The following is a 14,621-nucleotide window of genomic DNA, read 5'->3' on the forward strand; positions in this document are numbered from 1 at the left end:
CGGTGCCGTGCCCTCCATGCATCCCGGTCGCCGTGTGCATCCTGGGGACGCGTCAGCGATCCGGTGACAGGATGAGTCGTGTCCGCAACGATCCGCGCCATCGGAACCGCCGTCCCCGAGACGACCCTCGACCAGCCCCGGGTGCGTGACCTGTTCTCCGCCCAACCCGACCTCGGGCGGCTCGGCAAACGGCTCGTCCCCGCCGCGTTCGACGGGTCGGCGGTCGACCAGCGGCACACCGTCCTCGAGGAACTCGACTCCGCGCGTGCCGGTGGGGCCTTCCGTGACGACGACGGCACCCTGCGCTCGCCGTCCACCGGTTCGCGCAACGACCGGTACCGCGAGCTCGCCCCGCCGCTGTTCGTCGCGGCCGCCCGTGACGCCGTCGAACGTGCCGGCATCGCGCCGGAGGCCGTCACGCACCTGGTGACCGTGTCGTGCACCGGGTTCACCCAGCCTGGGCCAGACATCGACGTCGTCGAGCAGCTCGGGCTCCCCGGGGGCGTCTTCCGGCACCACATCGGCTTCATGGGCTGCTGCGCCGCGTTCCCCGCGCTGCGGATCGCCGCGGCGTTCGTCGACCAGGACCCGGACGCCGTCGTGCTCGTGGTCTGCGGCGAACTCTGCACCCTGCACGTCCGCGCCTCGAACGACCCCGACCAGATCGTCGCGAACAGCGTCTTCGGTGACGGTGCGGCCGCCGCGGTCGTCGCCCGGGACGGAGCCGGTCTGCGCTTCGACGACTTCACGACGGCCGTGGTGCCCGAAGGGGCGTCCGAGATGGCGTGGAACATCGGGGACGAGGGCTTCGAGATGGTCCTGTCCACCGCCGTGCCGAAGCTCGTCGGCCTGCACGTCCCGAGCGCCGTGCAACCCCTGCTCGACGGCGGGCCGGCGTCGGACGTGCCGGTGTGGGCGGTGCACCCGGGCGGCCGGGCCATCCTCGACCGCACGCAGGAGTCGCTCGGCCTGCCCGACAGCGCCATGGAGTCGAGCCGGCGGGTGCTGCGGGAACACGGCAACATGTCGAGCGCCACCGTGCTCTTCGTGCTGCGCGACGCCGTCGACGCCGGTCTCGAGGACGGCAGCGCCGTCGTCGCGCTCGCCTTCGGCCCCGGGCTCACCGTCGAGAGCGCACGGCTCACCGCGGTGCGGACCGAGGCGTCGCCCGCGGCAGAACCCGCGGCGTTGCCCGCGGCGGAGCCCGCTGTCTCGCCCGCCCGCGTGCCCGTCGCGACCACGGGCTCGGCGTGAGCCGTCAGGGCGGCGGCACCACGGGCCTCCCGGCCGTCGACCTGCGCACCCGCGCGCTCGACCTGACCGAACTGATGGACGACCCGGACTGCGACCCGCGCGCCCTCGCGCGCACCTTCCGACGATTCGCCGTCGTGAACGCGCTCGTGAGCGGCTGGCGCGCGGCCTGGCGGTCCCACGTCGTGCCGGCCCTACCCGCCAGCGGGGGCGGCCGGGTGCTCGACCTAGGGTGCGGCGGCGGCGACCTGGCCCGCTCGCTGGTGCGCTGGGCGGCGAGCGACGGCTTCGACCTCGAGGTCGTCGGGGTCGACCCGGACGAACGTGCCATCGCCGCGGCACGGCGGTCGTCCCCGACCGGCGTGACGTTCCGGCAGCAGTCGAGCGGTGACCTCGTCGCGGCGGGTGAGCGGTTCGACGTCGTCGTGTCGAACCACGTGCTGCACCACCTGGGCGACCAGGAACGGCGGGGGTTCCTGGCCGACTCCGAGCTGCTCGCGAGCGGGCGCAGCCTGCACTCGGACATCCGGCGGTCGCCGGCGGCCTACCGGGCGTACGCGCTGGCGTCACCGCTCGTGGCGGCGGGGACGTTCATCCGGGTCGACGGCCTGCGGTCGATCCGCCGGAGCTTCACCGTGCCCGAACTCCGCGACGTGCTGCCCGGCGGATGGCGGGCCGAGGCGGCCTCGCCGCACCGGGTGTTGGCGATCCGCGACGCGTGAGCGGGCGGGCCGCCGGTTGTCGACGCGACCAGACGACGGACGGGAGGCCCGTGGCGACGCCGCCACGGGCCTCCCGTCCGTCTGCCGGTGCGTCCACGACGCGCGCCGCTACGGGCGCAGCAGCACCTTGATGGCCCGGCGCTCGTCCATCGCGCGGTAGGCCTCGGCGGCCTCGTCGAGCGGCAGCTCCAGGTCGAAGACGCGACCGGGGTCGATCGCGCCGGACAGCACGTCGGGCAGCAGCTCCGGGATGTACTTCCGTGCCGGGGCCATGCCGCCCGCGATCGCGATGTTCGTGTCGAACAGGTAGCGCGTGCCGATGGTCGGCACCCCGTGCGGGACCCCGACGAAGCCGACGTTGCCACCGGGGCGCACCGAGTGCAGCGCCTGGTCCATGCTCTCCTCGGTGCCGACGGCCTCGACCCCGCAGTCGGCCAGGTCGCCGCCGAGCAACGCGCGGACCGCCGCGACGCCCTCGTCGCCGCGCTCCGCCACGATGTCGGTGGCACCGAACTCGCGGGCGAGCGCCTGACGGTCGGCGTGCCGGCTCATCGCGATGATGCGTTCCGCCCCGAGCCGCTTCGAGGCGAGCACGGCGGACAGGCCGACCGCGCCGTCGCCGACCACGACGACGGTCTTGCCGTGGCCGACCGCTGCCGACACGGCGGCGTGGTGACCGGTCGAGAAGACGTCGGACAGGGTGAGCAGCGACGGCACCAGGGCCGGGTCGACCGGACCGGGGACCGCGACGAGCGTGGCGTCGGCGTCCGGGATCCGCACGTACTCGGCCTGTGCGCCGCCGACGGGGTCGCCGTACGCGTCCGTGCTGCCGAACCCGGACAGGTGGTCGCAGCCGGTGGTCATGCCGTTGCGGCAGGCCTGGCAGGTGCCGTCGTTCATGGTGAAGGGGGAGATGACGAAGTCGCCCTCGTGCAGGCCGGTGATGTCGTCACCGACGGCGACGACCTCGCCGACGAGCTCGTGGCCGATCGGCCGCGGCTGCTTCGTCTCGGTGACGCCGCGGTAAGGCCAGAGGTCCGATCCGCAGACACAGGCCGCGAGGACCTTGACGACGACGTCCTTTCCGGACAGCAGCCCGGGTCGGTCGCGCTCCTCGACGCGGATGTCGTTCGGGGCGTGGATGATCGCTGCGCGCACGGGCGGGCCTTCCGTCGAGATGATGGGGAACCGGCGCGGTCGACGTCGTCCGGGCCGTCGTCGACAGTACCCTCGTGCGGGTGGACGACGACCGGTACGGCGGCGATGTGCTCTCGGGGGACTGGCGCTCGCGCGGGGTGAAGAAGGTGCGGCAGGTGCCGCTCGAACGGGACATGGTGCTCGAGGACCCGGACTCCGGGTGGGCCGGTGCCGTGGTGGGGCTCGAGGCGGGCAACATCGCGCTCGAGGACTGGAAGGGCCGCACGCGCTCCTTCCCCTTCACCGGGCAGTTCCTGCTCGAGGGTGAGCTGGTGACGCTGGGGCGGCCGTCGGCGCCGGTCGGCCGGTCTGCCGGGGGTGCTGTTGGGGCTGGTGCTGCTGGCCGTGCGGGTGCCGCTGGTTCCGTCGGTTCCGTTCATTCGGACTGGAGGCCCGGGGGTGCGCCCGCCGTGCGGCAGGCGTCCGACGGCGGTCGCCTCCGCACCGCGTCCGGATCGTTCGCCGTGGAGTCGCAGCGTGCTCGGGTGGCGCTCCCCAGCCGCATCATGGTCGAGGGGAAGCACGACGCGGAACTCGTCGAGAAGGTCTGGGGCGCCGACCTGCGCGTCGAGGGCGTCGTGGTCGAGGAACTCTCCGGCGTCGACAACCTGGCCGCGGTGCTCGACGAGTTCCAGCCGACGCGGGAGCGCCGGGTCGGGGTCCTGGTCGACCACCTGGTGCCCGGGTCGAAGGAGTCCCGCTTCGCCGACGCCGTGATGCGTGGCAAGTGGGGCGCGCACGTGCTCGTCGTCGGGCACCCGTTCGTCGACGTCTGGCAGTCGGTCAAGCCGGCGCGGGTGGGGCTGCGGGCGTGGCCGACGATCCCGCGCTCGATCGAGTGGAAGGCGGGCATCTGCCAGGCGCTCGGCTGGCCGCACGCCGAGCAGGCAGACATCGCCCGGGCATGGCAGCGGATCCTCGGGCAGGTGCGCACCTTCGCCGACCTCGAGCCGGAGCTGCTCGGCCGTGTCGAGGAGCTGATCGACTTCGTGACGGAACCACAGGCCTGAGAACCGGTGGATTGCCCGACCGGCGCGGTGTGCCGGGGGTGATCCGCGCCTCCAGGCCTACTGTTGAGGGATGGACGGCATCGACGGTCGCGTGCGGGGCGCGGTCGACCTGTGGCTGCGCTGGCTGCCGCGCTGGCAGATCGGGACCGCCCGCCCGCGCACGCGCATCTGCCGGAAGTGCACCGGGTCCCCGATCGCCGCGGCCGCGGGGTTCGGACCCGACGTGCCGCACGCCGTCCAGCACGCGCTGATCGGCCGGATCTCGACCATCGTCGAGGACGCCGTCGACGACTACACGGCGAAGAACCTGCCGCTGCTGCAGCGCGAACTCGAGCGGGCGGCGGCGCGGAAGCGGCATGCCGGGTACCAGCCGGCCGAGGGGTTGTCGCCGGAGTTCCAGGGCCTCGACGTGGACCCCGAGCCGTCGCCGGGGTCGCCGTTCCTGTTCACCCTCGGCGAGCTGGCCGGCACCGGTGCGGGGGAGCAGACGCCGCGCGAGCCGCTGTCCGACGAGGCGAAGGCCGCGCTCCGGCACGAGATCGCGCTGTCCGACGAGTGTGCGCGGTCGACCGGCACCGCCGTGTGCCTGGCGCTCCTCGACCACCGGCCGCGGATCGCCGAGGCCGTGGAACGCCTGGTGGAGCCGCAGATCGAGGCGCTGGTGTCGGACATGTTCCGCGGGTTCGACGGGCCGGAGGACGGGCCGCGCAGCGGGCTGTTCTAGGTGCGGTGCGGGCGCGGGTGCGGGTGCGGGTGCGCGGCTGCGGCCGTGGGCCGAAGCCGCACGGTGCTGTCTGTGTCGGCCCGTGCGAGGTTGTCCGCTCGGTGCACGCTTGTAGCGCCGCACCGAGCCACTACGGTGGCGCCACTTGACGAACCTCGCACCGTGCGTGCTTCTCGAGCCTCGCACCGCAACACGAACCGTGCGCGGTCCGAGCGACCTCGCACCGTGCGCCAGTCCCGGAGCCTGCACGGGTCGAGTCGACGCGCACCGTGCGAGGTCGGCGGGTCGGGGGATCGGCGTCAGCGGGGGAGCAGGGTGCGGCCGGGGATCACGGTGCCGCGCAGTGAGCGGTGCTCGACCGGGCGCGTGGGGTCGTCGATGCGGCCGATGACGAGGTCGATGGCCTCGCGGCCGATGCGCTCGATCGGTTGCTCGAGTGTCGTGAAGCCGATCCAGTCGCTCGCCAGTGGGTAGACGCCGTCGAACCCGGTGACGGAGAGGTCGCGCGGGACCTTGACACCGCGGCGGGCGAGCGCCTCGCACACGTCGAGCATGAGCCGGTCGGTCGGGCACATCACCGCGGTCACGCCCGACTCCTGCACGACGTCCACCAGGTCGGCGGCGAGGTCGTCGGGTGGCCGCACGAAGCTCGCGTCGATGTCGATCACCCGGACGCCTCGTGCTCGGAGCCGCTCGAGCATCGCCGACGATCGCGCGTGCTGCGTGATCGCGTTGTCGAGCGGGACGGTGAACACCACGGCCGTGGCGTGGCCGGCATCGGCGACGGCGTCCGCGATGGAAGCCCCACCGTCGACCTCGTCGCAGTAGACGCTCGAGAGCGCCGGGTGCAGCTCGGGCCGACCCGCGACGACGGTGGCGATGCGGGGCGCGAACTCGGCGATGTCGGCGGACGGCATCAGGCCGCTGCACACGACGAGCCCGTCGACGCGCATGGACACGAGTGCGGCGAGGGCGGACTTCTCGTCCTCGACCCGACCGACGCCCGTCGTGGTGACGACGCGGTAGCCGAGCTCCGATGCGCGGCGCTCCATCACGGCGTGCAGTGCGGTGTAGACCATGGACGAGGCGTCTCGGACGAGCATCCCGATCGTGTTCGTCCGCCCGCTGACCAGCCCGCGAGCCATCGCGTTCGCGACGTACCCGAGCTCGGCTGCCGCTCGTTCGACGCGCTCGCGGGTCTCGTCCGAGAACCGTCCGGTCCCGGAGAGCACGCGGCTCACCGCCGACTTCGAGACCCCCGCACGTGCGGCGACGTCGAGGATGGTCGGCTGGGAACCGCGGCTGCCGTTCACGCGTCGGACGCTGCGGCGTCCCGTCGCGACCGCGACGCGGTGAACCGGAGCACACCGCGGGCGATCGCGCGCCAGCCGAGCAGGAACACCCCGAGCACGATGGTCGCGACGATGACGAACGAGATCGGCAGCGGGTTGCCGTCGACGTCCCCCTGCCCGGTGGCGACGCGGATGGCCAGACCGACGAAGACCGTGAGGACCCAGACCACGACACCGGTCGGCCAGAAGCGCAGCGGTCGAGCCCAGGCGCCGCTCGTCACGTACCCGATCGCCCAACCCGCCAGGAATGGGTAGGCGGTGGTCCAGAGCGCCAGCGCCGTGTTGGCCTCACCGTGCGACGAGCGCCCGATGAGCGCGAAGACGACGATGAGGACGACGTCGATGACGGCTGCGAGCCAACCCCAGGTGCGTGCGTTCACCCGCTCATTCTCGCAGGCCCCCGGCTGCTCGCTCATTCCTCCACAAGGTGGTCGGCGGGGCTGGTCCTCCACAGCACTCCCACGCGGTGCTGCTCCGAAGGCGGAGGATCCGGAGCATCACGAGTATGTCAATGAACCTCAAGCTCGCACCGGTCCCCGAAGTCCTCACGTTCCGAACGTCCGCCCAGCGCCCCGACGAGTCCGATGTCATCAGACGTCGGGCCGCTGCGGGGGAGCTCACACGGGTAGCACGCGGACTGTACGCGGAGTCTGCGGGATGGGCCGCACTCCGCCCCAGCGAGCAGCACCACGTTCGGCTGCGCTCGTTCGCCGACCGGATCCGTGCCGGAGACCTGATCTCGCACGTCTCCGCCGCCGTCGTCTTCGGTGTGCCCCTGCTCACCCCACCACCGACACGGATCCACGTGACCTCACGCGGTGCCGACCGGCGCACCACGAACGCGACCTTCGTGGTGCACGCCGACCTCGACGCCGAACGGAACGAGCGTCCGGTCGCCACGCCCGACGGGTTGGTGTTGTGCGGACTCGACCGGCTGGCGACCGACCTCGCACTCACACTGCCGTTCACCGACGCAGTCGTGTCCCTCGATGCGCTCCTCCGTCGCGAGGTCGAGCGCGAGGACGTCCGGTCGGCGATCGAGCGGCGCGGGCAGAAGGGACGACGTCGGGCGCTCCGGGCGATCGGGTTCGCCGATCCCGCATCGGACTCACCGGGGGAGTCGTACGCACGAGCGCGGTTCGACCAGTTCGGGACACCACCGCCGGTCCTCCAGCACCGCTTCCGAGCGCCCGGCGAGCCGGACATCGTCGTGGACTTCTGGTTCCCGGACGCCGGGGTCGTGGTCGAGTTCGACGGAGCCGTGAAGTACCGGAGCAGTGCGTACCTGCGGGGACGGACGCCGGAGGAAGCGCTGTTCGACGAGAAGATCCGGGAAGACCGGCTCCGCGCGTTCCCCGAGGTGCGAACCGTGGTGCGGCTCACCTGGTCGGACCTGCGCAACGAGTGGGTCCTCCGCGCGAAGCTCCGCCGGGCCGGAGTCCGCATGTCGCGCTGAGGGGCTTCAGCCACGCACCGTGCGAGTTTGTTCGGCCTCTTGCCGGTGCGCACGGTGCGCGGTTCGTCGCCCAGGGCAGACCTGGCTGCTGGGTGCGGGGTCGTCGGCAGCGAACGGGGCCGCGCACGGTGCATCCTTCGCCGGTCGGGGGCGAGTAGACCGCTCCGTGCAGGGTTGTAGCCGGGCACGAAGCGGTCAACCTCGCACGGGTCGGCGGAACTCGCACCGTGCGCCGTCACCGCATCCGACGCGCAGCACCGCAGCACCGCAGCACCGCGCCCCACCGCACCCGGAGTTCACCCGGCGGCGACGCCGGAGGCACCCGGAGTTCACCCGGCAGCGCCACACTCGACCCCGGCGCGGGAACGTTCCCACACGTCCCGCCCGCACGAACCCCGCACGCCCGCACGCCCCCACGCCCCCACCCCGCACACCCCACGCACCACGGAACAGGGAGAACCCACGTGAAGACCCGAGTCCTCGCCGGCCTCGCCATCGCGGCAGCCGCGACCGTCGCACTCTCCGGCTGCGTCCAGAGCGCCAACGCCTCGAACGCCTCCGACACCGACGGCACCACCGACCTCACCGTGTTCATCAGCGGCGACACCAACGTCCAGGACCTCTGGGACAAGTCGCTCATCCCCGCCTTCGAGAAGGCCAACCCGAAGATCCACGTCAGCACGAGCATCGACCTGCACGGCGAGCACGACGCCCAGACCCAGGCGAACCTCGCCACCGCGGTCAAGGCCGGCAAGTCCGTCGCGTACGACCTCGTCGACGCCGGCTTCGTCACCACCGCCGGCAAAGCCGGGTTGATGGCACCGGTCAGCGACAGCTCGATCCCGAACCTGAAGGACGTCCCGGACGCCACGAAGCAGCAGGGCGGCGACAGCGCCATCCCGTACCGCGCCTCGAGCGTGCTGCTGGCGTACGACGCGAAGAAGGTCACGGACCCGCCGAAGACCCTCGACGACCTGCTCGCCTGGATCAAGGCCAACCCGGGCGAGTTCGCCTACAACTCCCCGTCGTCCGGCGGTTCGGGTGGTTCGTTCGTGGCCACGGTGCTCGCGAAGTACCTGACGCCCGCCGAGCAGGAGACGATGCAGACGAAGTACGACAAGTCGCTCGAGTCCAAGTGGGACAAGGGCTTCGCGGCTCTGAAGGACCTCGGCCCGTCGACGTACCAGAAGGGCGTCTACCCGAACGGCAACGACCAGGTCGTGCAGCTGCTCGGCAGTGGCCAGATCGCGATGGCCCCGGTCTGGAGCGACCAGTTCATCACCTCGCAGAAGACCGGCATCATCCCGAAGACCACCAAGGCCGTGCAGATCGAGGACCCGTCGTTCACCGGCAGCGCGAGCTTCCTCGGCATCCCCAAGACCGAGCCGAAGGCCAAGAAGGCGGCAGCCGAGAAGCTCGCCGACTTCGTGCTCAGCGCGAAGGGGCAGCAGCTCGTCGCGAGCGCCGTCTCCGGCTACCCGGTGATCCCGCTCGACAGCCTGCCCAAGTCGGTCGCCGAGCAGTTCGCCGACGCGAACCCCTCGCAGCTCCGCCTCGGGTTCCAGAGCGACTTCGCCGCCGACATGAACGCGGCGTGGGACGCGAAGGTCCCGCAGTGACCCAGACCGTCCAGGACGGCCCGGCAACCGGCCGGGAGGCCCGTGGCGACTCCGCCAGGGGCCTCCCGCCCGTCCCGCCCCACGCCCAGGGCCCGGCGCACCCCGCCAGCGGGCGCACGGCGCAGGAGCGGCTGGCCCGCCGCCGGCGGTGGCAGGGCCTCGCCCTCGTCGCCGCCCCGGTGCTGGTCGTCGTCCTGTTCGTCGGCGTCCCGGTGGTGAACGCCGCCCTGTTCAGCCTCGGGTTCACCGGTGGCCTGAACCAGGCGCTCGCCGACATCGGCGGCGACACCGTGCGCGGCTTCTCGTTCGCGGTCTACGCCACCCTGCTCGGCAACGCCACGTTCCTGCGTGACCTGGTCGCGACCCTCGGGGTGACGGCACTGTCGACCGGCCTGACGGTGGGGCTCGCCGTCGTCGTCGCGGTGATCCTGCGGCTCCGCGGCGGCTTCCTCGGCAAGACCCTCAGCGTCCTGGCCGTGGTGCCGATCTTCGTGCCGGTGGTCATCGCGAGCTGGTCGATCCTGACCTTCACCGACGCGCAGGGGTTCCTCCGGAGCCTCGGTGCGCAGTTCGGCCTCGACGTCCCGGTGTGGGGCTACACCCTCGTCGCCGTGGTGTTCGGCAGCGTCTGGACCAGCCTGCCGTTCGCGGTGCTGATGATCGCCGGGGCGCTGCAGGGCACTCCGGACGCCCTGGTCGAGGCCGCGAAGGACGCCGGGGCGAGCACCTGGCGCGTCGTCTGGCAGGTGCTCCTGCCGATGGCCGCGACCCCGCTCGTCATCGCGACGACGTTCACCGTGATCGGGGTGCTCGGTTCGTTCACCGTGCCGTACTTCACCGGTCCGAACGCGCCGACGATGCTCGGCGTCGACATCTCGAAGTACTTCCAGGCCTACAACCGTCCGCAGCAGTCGACGGCGATGGCGTTCATCGTGTTCGCGTTTGCCGCGGCCGCGAGTGTCTTCTACCTCCGCTCGACGGTCCGCTCGAACGCGGGCGAGCTCGACAAGAAGCGTCAGGAGCAGCAGTGATCAAGCGTCTGACCGGCAACGCCCTCGTCTGGGCGACCGCGATCGTGCTGGCCGTGTTCATCCTCGGGCCGCTCGTCTGGCTGGCCGCCCGGGCCTTCGCGACGACGTGGACCTACCCGAACCTGCTGCCCGACGGCTGGACCCTGCAGTGGTGGGGCACCGTGTTCGAGGACCGCAGTCTGGCCGTCGCCGTGCAGAACTCGCTCGTCCTCGCCCCGCTCACGGTCCTCATCGCCGCGGTGGTCTGCCTGCCCGCCGCGTGGGCGATCAGCCGCATCGAGTTCCCGGGGCGGCGCCTCGTGCTCGTCGGGCTGTTCGCCACGAACGCGTTCCCGAAGATGGGCCTCTTCGTCACGATGTCGGCGATGTTCACCGCGCTGAACCTCATGAACACGGTCACCGGCATCCTGATCGTCCACGTCCTGGGCTGCGTCGTGTTCATGACGTGGTTGCCCGCCGCTGCCTTCTCGGCCGTGCCGCGGTCCCTCGAGGAAGCCGCCCGCGACGCCGGGGCCAGCCGCTGGCGCACCTTCTGGAAGGTGACGTTCCCGATCGCCTGGCCCGGGATCCTCGTCGCGATGGTGATGTCGTTCCTGGCGTCCTTCGACGAGGCGCAGGGCACGTACCTGGTCGGCGCCCCGACGTACATGACGATGCCGACGGCGATGTACTCGCTCGTCCTGAACTCCCCACGCCAGGTCTCGGCGGTGTTCGCGATCGCGCTGAGCATCCCGTCCGTGGTCCTGCTGCTGCTCGCCCGGAAGCACATCATGGGCGGCCGACTGGCGGACGGCTTCCAGATCCGATGACCCGGCCGCGACCGACCGGGCCGACACCCGGACAGACACCGATGACCCACACCAGCACGAAAGGCGACCAGATGACGGACGCAACGCTCGTCGCGGAACGCGCACCGGGCCTCCAGGCCGACGGCAGCACGACGGACCGGACCCGATCCGGCGGCCTCACCATCCGCGGACTGCGCAAGACGCTCGGCGGGCGCGACGTCGTCGCCGGCATCGACCTCGACGTCGCGAAGGGCGAGCTCGTCTCGCTCCTCGGTCCGTCCGGCTGCGGCAAGACCACGACGCTCCGGATGGTGGCGGGGTTCCTGCCCGCCGACGGCGGCGTCGTGACCATGGGGGACCGCGACGTCACGTCGCTCGGTCCGGAGCGCCGGCCGAGCGCGATGGTGTTCCAGAACTACGCGCTGTGGCCGCACATGACGGTGACGCAGAACGTCGCGTTCCCGCTGCGGACCCGACGGGTGCCGAAGCAGCGGGTCGCCGAGCGGGTGCGCGACGCGCTCGAGCTCGTCGGCCTGAGCCACCACGCCGGCTCGAAGCCGACCGCGATCTCGGGCGGTGAGCAGCAGCGCGTGGCCCTGGCCCGCGCCATCGTGCAGGAGCCGGACGTCCTGCTCCTCGACGAGCCGCTGTCGAACCTCGACGCGAAGCTCCGCGTGAGCGTCCGCGACGAGATCCGCCGCATCCAGCAGCGGCTCGGCATCACGACCGTGATCGTCACGCACGACCAGGACGAAGCGCTCAGCATCTCGGACCGGATCGCCGTGATGCACGACGGCCGCATCGAGCAGATCGCGACCCCGACCGAGCTCTACGCCCGCCCCGCCACGAGCTTCGTCGCGTCGTTCATCGGGTCGACGAGCGTCGTCACCGGCCGGTTCCTCGCCGGCACCTCGGTCAGCCCGACGGCGGCCGACACGGTGGTGATCCGCCCCGAGCAGGTCGTGCTCACCGATGACTCGCCGATCCGTGCGACGGTCGCGCGGGTGCTCATGCGCGGGCACTTCGCCGAGGTCGTGCTCAGCACCGACGGCGCGGAGCTCCGCGCCTACGTCACCGGGCCGCCGCCGGCGGTCGGCACCGAGACCGGGGTGCGGCTGGGCGAGGTGCTCGTCCACCGCGACGGCGTGCTGCTCGAGGCCGCCCGATGAGCGCGGGGGTGCCGACGTCGACGGTCTCCGCTGCGGCTGCGGTCGACCGTGTTGTCTCGACCAGTCCGGACGGGAGGCCCGGCGTGCGCCCGCCACGCCTCGTCGCCCACCGCGGTGCGCCGCGCGTCCGGCGTGAGAACACCCTGCCCGCCATCGCGGTCGCCGAGGCACTCGGCGCCGAGGTGATCGAGGTCGACGTCCGCCGCACCGCCGACGGCGTCGCCGTCCTGCTGCACGACGAGACCCTCGGCCGGATGTGGGGCGACGCCCGCCGGGTGTCCGACGTCGACTGGTGCGACGTCGCCCGGCTCGGCAACGGCCTCGACCGGATCCCGCGGCTCGACGGGGCGCTCGAACGGCTCGACGGCTGCCGGTCCACCCTGCTCGTCGACCTGACCGACGCCGCGGACGCCCTGGTCGCCGCCCGCACCGTCGCGGGCTTCACCGGCTCCACCGCGGTGGCCTGGTGCGGGGCGCCGGCGGCGATGGCAGCCGTCCGCTCCGTGCTGCCCGATGCCGACGTCTGGCTGGCGTGGGAGTCGCTCGACCCGCCGGTGTCGGCGGACCTCGAGGCGCTCGACCCCTCGACGCTCAACCTCGACGTCGCGTTCCTCACCCCGCGCACCGTCGAGGTCGCGCACGCCCTGGGTCTGCGCGTCGCCGTCTGGACCATCGACGACGTCGAGCCCGCGATCTGGGCAGCCCGGCTCGGTGTCGACTCGATCACCACCAACGACGTCGGGTCCATCGGGGCAGCCCTGTCGGCGGCCGAGCGCGACGGCTGGCCCGAGCGCGACCGCGAGCCCACCGAGACCGAGGTCGCCTCGCGCGCCCAGGCCCTGGCCCACCGCATCGCCCACGAGGTCATCGCCTACACGCGTGAACACCCGGTCAGCGAGGTCCACACCAAGGCGAACCCCGCCGACCTGGTCACCGACGTCGACCGCCTGGTGGAGCAGCACGTCCGCTCCCGCGTGCGGATGGTGTTCCCGACGCACGGTTTCACCGGTGAGGAGTACGGCGAGGCCCCCGGCGACCGGCACCGCTGGTTCCTCGACCCCGTCGACGGCACCACCAACCTGGCGAACGGCGTGCCGTGGACCTCGATGTCGCTCTGCCTGACCCGTGGCGGCCGCCCGCTCGTCGGCGTCGTCGCTGACCCCTGGCGCGGTGAGGTGCTCGAGGCCCGACGCGGCCGCGGCGCCACCCTGCGCGACCGCCAGCTCCGACTCGACGACACACCCCGGCCGCTCGCCGGCGCCGTCGTCGGCACCGAGCTCGACGGACACCGCCCGTGGCCGGGGTTCGGGGCGTTCCTCGACGCCCTGGCCGACCGGTCGTGCACGCTCCGGGTGCAGGGATCGGGAACGTTGACGATCGCCCAGGTCGCGGCCGGGCGGGGGATCGGCGGCTGCGTCTCGGCGTTCAACCCGGTCGACCACGGTGCCGCGGTGCTGCTCGTGCACGAGGCCGGGGGCGTCGTGCTGACGCGGTCCGGCCCCGTCGAGGGCTTCCCGCCCGTGGGGGAGCCGTTCCTCGTGGCGCACCCGGGGGCCGCGGACGAACTGCACGCGGTGTGGACGGCGGCGCTCGCCGCGGGGTGAGCCGCGGCGCAGACCGGAGGCACGGTGCGGGGTTGGCGATGCGGTGTGGGGTTGGCTGCTGGGTGCGGTGCTGCAAGCGGGCACGGGGCTGGGAACCGCGCACGGGGTGCGCAGGTACGCACGGTGCGGGCTGGAGGTGCGGTGCCAGCCCGGCACGCGCCTCCCGGCCGGTGGGTGGTGGGCACGGTGCGGGGTTGGCGATCCGGTGCGGGGTTGGCTGCTGGGTGCGGTGCAGCAAGCGCGCACGGGGCTGGGAACCGCGCACGGGGTGCGCAGGTGCGCACGGTGCGGTGTTGGCGATCCGGTGCGGGGTTGGCTGCTGGGTGCGGTGCAGCAAGCGTGCACGGGGCTGGGAACCGCGCACGGGGTGCGCAGGTGCGCACGGTGCGGTGTCTGCGATTCGGTGCGGGGTTGGCCGCTGGGTGCGGCGCTGCAAGCGTGCACGGGGCTGGGAACCGCGCACGGGGTGTGCAGGTGCGCACGGTGCGGTGTCTGCGATTCGGTGCGGGGTCGGCGATCCGGTGCGGGGTTAGCTGCCGGGTGCGGCGCTGCAAGCGTGCACGGGGCTGGGAACCGTGCACGGGGTGCGCAGGTGCGCACGGTGCGGACTGGAGGCGCGGTGTCAGACCGGCACGCGCCTCCCGGCCGGTGGGTGGTGGGCACGGTGCGGGGTCGGCGATGCGGTGTGGGGTTGGCTG

The 14,621-nt window shown here is 72.6% G+C and carries 13 protein-coding genes; 10 read left to right on the forward strand and 3 right to left on the reverse strand.

Features of this window, described 5'->3' with window-relative positions; genetic code table 11:
• Positions 1–78: 78 nt before the first annotated feature.
• Both DEJ08_RS04825 and DEJ08_RS04830 read left to right on the forward strand, forming a co-directional pair.
• Positions 79–1,254 (forward strand): type III polyketide synthase, encoded by a 1,176-nt coding sequence (locus DEJ08_RS04825; RefSeq protein ID WP_111054503.1) that lies wholly within the window; start codon positions 79–81, stop codon positions 1,252–1,254.
• The gene (locus tag DEJ08_RS04830) at positions 1,251–1,973 is read left to right on the forward strand and encodes a methyltransferase domain-containing protein (protein WP_111054502.1); all 723 of its coding nucleotides are present in this window, start codon (positions 1,251–1,253) and stop codon (positions 1,971–1,973) included. The genes DEJ08_RS04825 and DEJ08_RS04830 overlap by 4 nt, the downstream gene beginning before the upstream one ends.
• Positions 1,974–2,081: 108 nt before the next feature.
• Here the strand turns inward: DEJ08_RS04830 and DEJ08_RS04835 are convergent, their stop codons facing one another.
• The gene (locus DEJ08_RS04835; RefSeq protein ID WP_111054501.1) at positions 2,082–3,131 is read right to left on the reverse strand and encodes a zinc-dependent alcohol dehydrogenase family protein; all 1,050 of its coding nucleotides are present in this window, start codon (positions 3,129–3,131) and stop codon (positions 2,082–2,084) included.
• Between the two features lie 80 nt (positions 3,132–3,211).
• Between DEJ08_RS04835 and DEJ08_RS04840 the strand changes: the two genes are divergently transcribed.
• Together DEJ08_RS04840 and DEJ08_RS04845 are read left to right on the forward strand one after the other, a co-directional pair.
• Positions 3,212–4,180: a DUF3097 domain-containing protein gene (locus DEJ08_RS04840; protein WP_111029524.1), complete on the forward strand. Its 969-nt coding sequence runs from the start codon at positions 3,212–3,214 to the stop codon at positions 4,178–4,180.
• 70 nt (positions 4,181–4,250) lie between these two features.
• Positions 4,251–4,904: a spermidine/putrescine ABC transporter substrate-binding protein gene (locus DEJ08_RS04845; protein WP_111054500.1), complete on the forward strand. Its 654-nt coding sequence runs from the start codon at positions 4,251–4,253 to the stop codon at positions 4,902–4,904.
• A gap of 299 nt (positions 4,905–5,203) precedes the next feature.
• Here DEJ08_RS04845 and DEJ08_RS04850 read toward each other — a convergent pair whose 3' ends face one another.
• A complete protein-coding gene (locus tag DEJ08_RS04850; protein WP_111054499.1) occupies positions 5,204–6,217 on the reverse strand; it encodes a LacI family DNA-binding transcriptional regulator in 1,014 nt (337 codons plus the stop codon).
• Positions 6,214–6,636, reverse strand: coding sequence for a DUF3054 domain-containing protein (locus DEJ08_RS04855; RefSeq protein WP_258367055.1), 423 nt, complete (start codon positions 6,634–6,636; stop codon positions 6,214–6,216). The genes DEJ08_RS04850 and DEJ08_RS04855 overlap by 4 nt, the downstream gene beginning before the upstream one ends.
• A 131-nt stretch (positions 6,637–6,767) precedes the next feature.
• Here DEJ08_RS04855 and DEJ08_RS04860 point away from each other — a divergent pair, with 131 nt between their 5' ends.
• The 6 genes from DEJ08_RS04860 (at position 6,768) to DEJ08_RS04885 (ending at position 13,923) form a co-directional block, all read left to right on the forward strand.
• Positions 6,768–7,712, forward strand: a complete 945-nt coding sequence (locus DEJ08_RS04860; RefSeq protein ID WP_111054498.1) for a hypothetical protein — start codon at positions 6,768–6,770, stop codon at positions 7,710–7,712.
• 464 nt (positions 7,713–8,176) lie between these two features.
• Positions 8,177–9,331 (forward strand): extracellular solute-binding protein, encoded by a 1,155-nt coding sequence (locus DEJ08_RS04865; RefSeq protein ID WP_111055667.1) that lies wholly within the window; start codon positions 8,177–8,179, stop codon positions 9,329–9,331.
• On the forward strand, positions 9,328–10,362 hold the full coding sequence (locus DEJ08_RS04870) for an ABC transporter permease (RefSeq protein ID WP_084741116.1): 1,035 nt from the start codon (positions 9,328–9,330) through the stop codon (positions 10,360–10,362). The genes DEJ08_RS04865 and DEJ08_RS04870 overlap by 4 nt, the downstream gene beginning before the upstream one ends.
• Positions 10,359–11,171 carry an ABC transporter permease gene (locus tag DEJ08_RS04875; protein ID WP_017886992.1) on the forward strand — a complete coding sequence of 271 codons (813 nt, stop codon included), beginning with the start codon at positions 10,359–10,361 and terminating at the stop codon, positions 11,169–11,171. Before DEJ08_RS04870 ends, DEJ08_RS04875 begins: the two co-directional genes overlap by 4 nt.
• A 71-nt stretch (positions 11,172–11,242) precedes the next feature.
• Complete coding sequence (locus tag DEJ08_RS04880) at positions 11,243–12,319, forward strand: ABC transporter ATP-binding protein (RefSeq protein WP_258367317.1); 1,077 nt, start codon at positions 11,243–11,245, stop codon at positions 12,317–12,319.
• A gap of 83 nt (positions 12,320–12,402) precedes the next feature.
• Positions 12,403–13,923 (forward strand): inositol monophosphatase family protein, encoded by a 1,521-nt coding sequence (locus tag DEJ08_RS04885; RefSeq protein ID WP_181439082.1) that lies wholly within the window; start codon positions 12,403–12,405, stop codon positions 13,921–13,923.
• Positions 13,924–14,621: the final 698 nt, after the last annotated feature.

Origin of the sequence: Curtobacterium sp. MCLR17_054, from assembly GCF_003234335.2 — a bacterium.
Taxonomy (GTDB): Bacteria; Actinomycetota; Actinomycetes; order Actinomycetales; family Microbacteriaceae; genus Curtobacterium; species Curtobacterium flaccumfaciens.

Coding starts and splice junctions, on each gene's coding strand:
- DEJ08_RS04845 (WP_111054500.1), top strand. CDS start 4,251: ATGGACGGCATCGACGGTCGCGTGCGGGGCGCGGTCGACCTGTGGCTG.
- DEJ08_RS04860 (WP_111054498.1), top strand. CDS start 6,768: ATGAACCTCAAGCTCGCACCGGTCCCCGAAGTCCTCACGTTCCGAACG.
- DEJ08_RS04880 (WP_258367317.1), top strand. CDS start 11,243: ATGACGGACGCAACGCTCGTCGCGGAACGCGCACCGGGCCTCCAGGCC.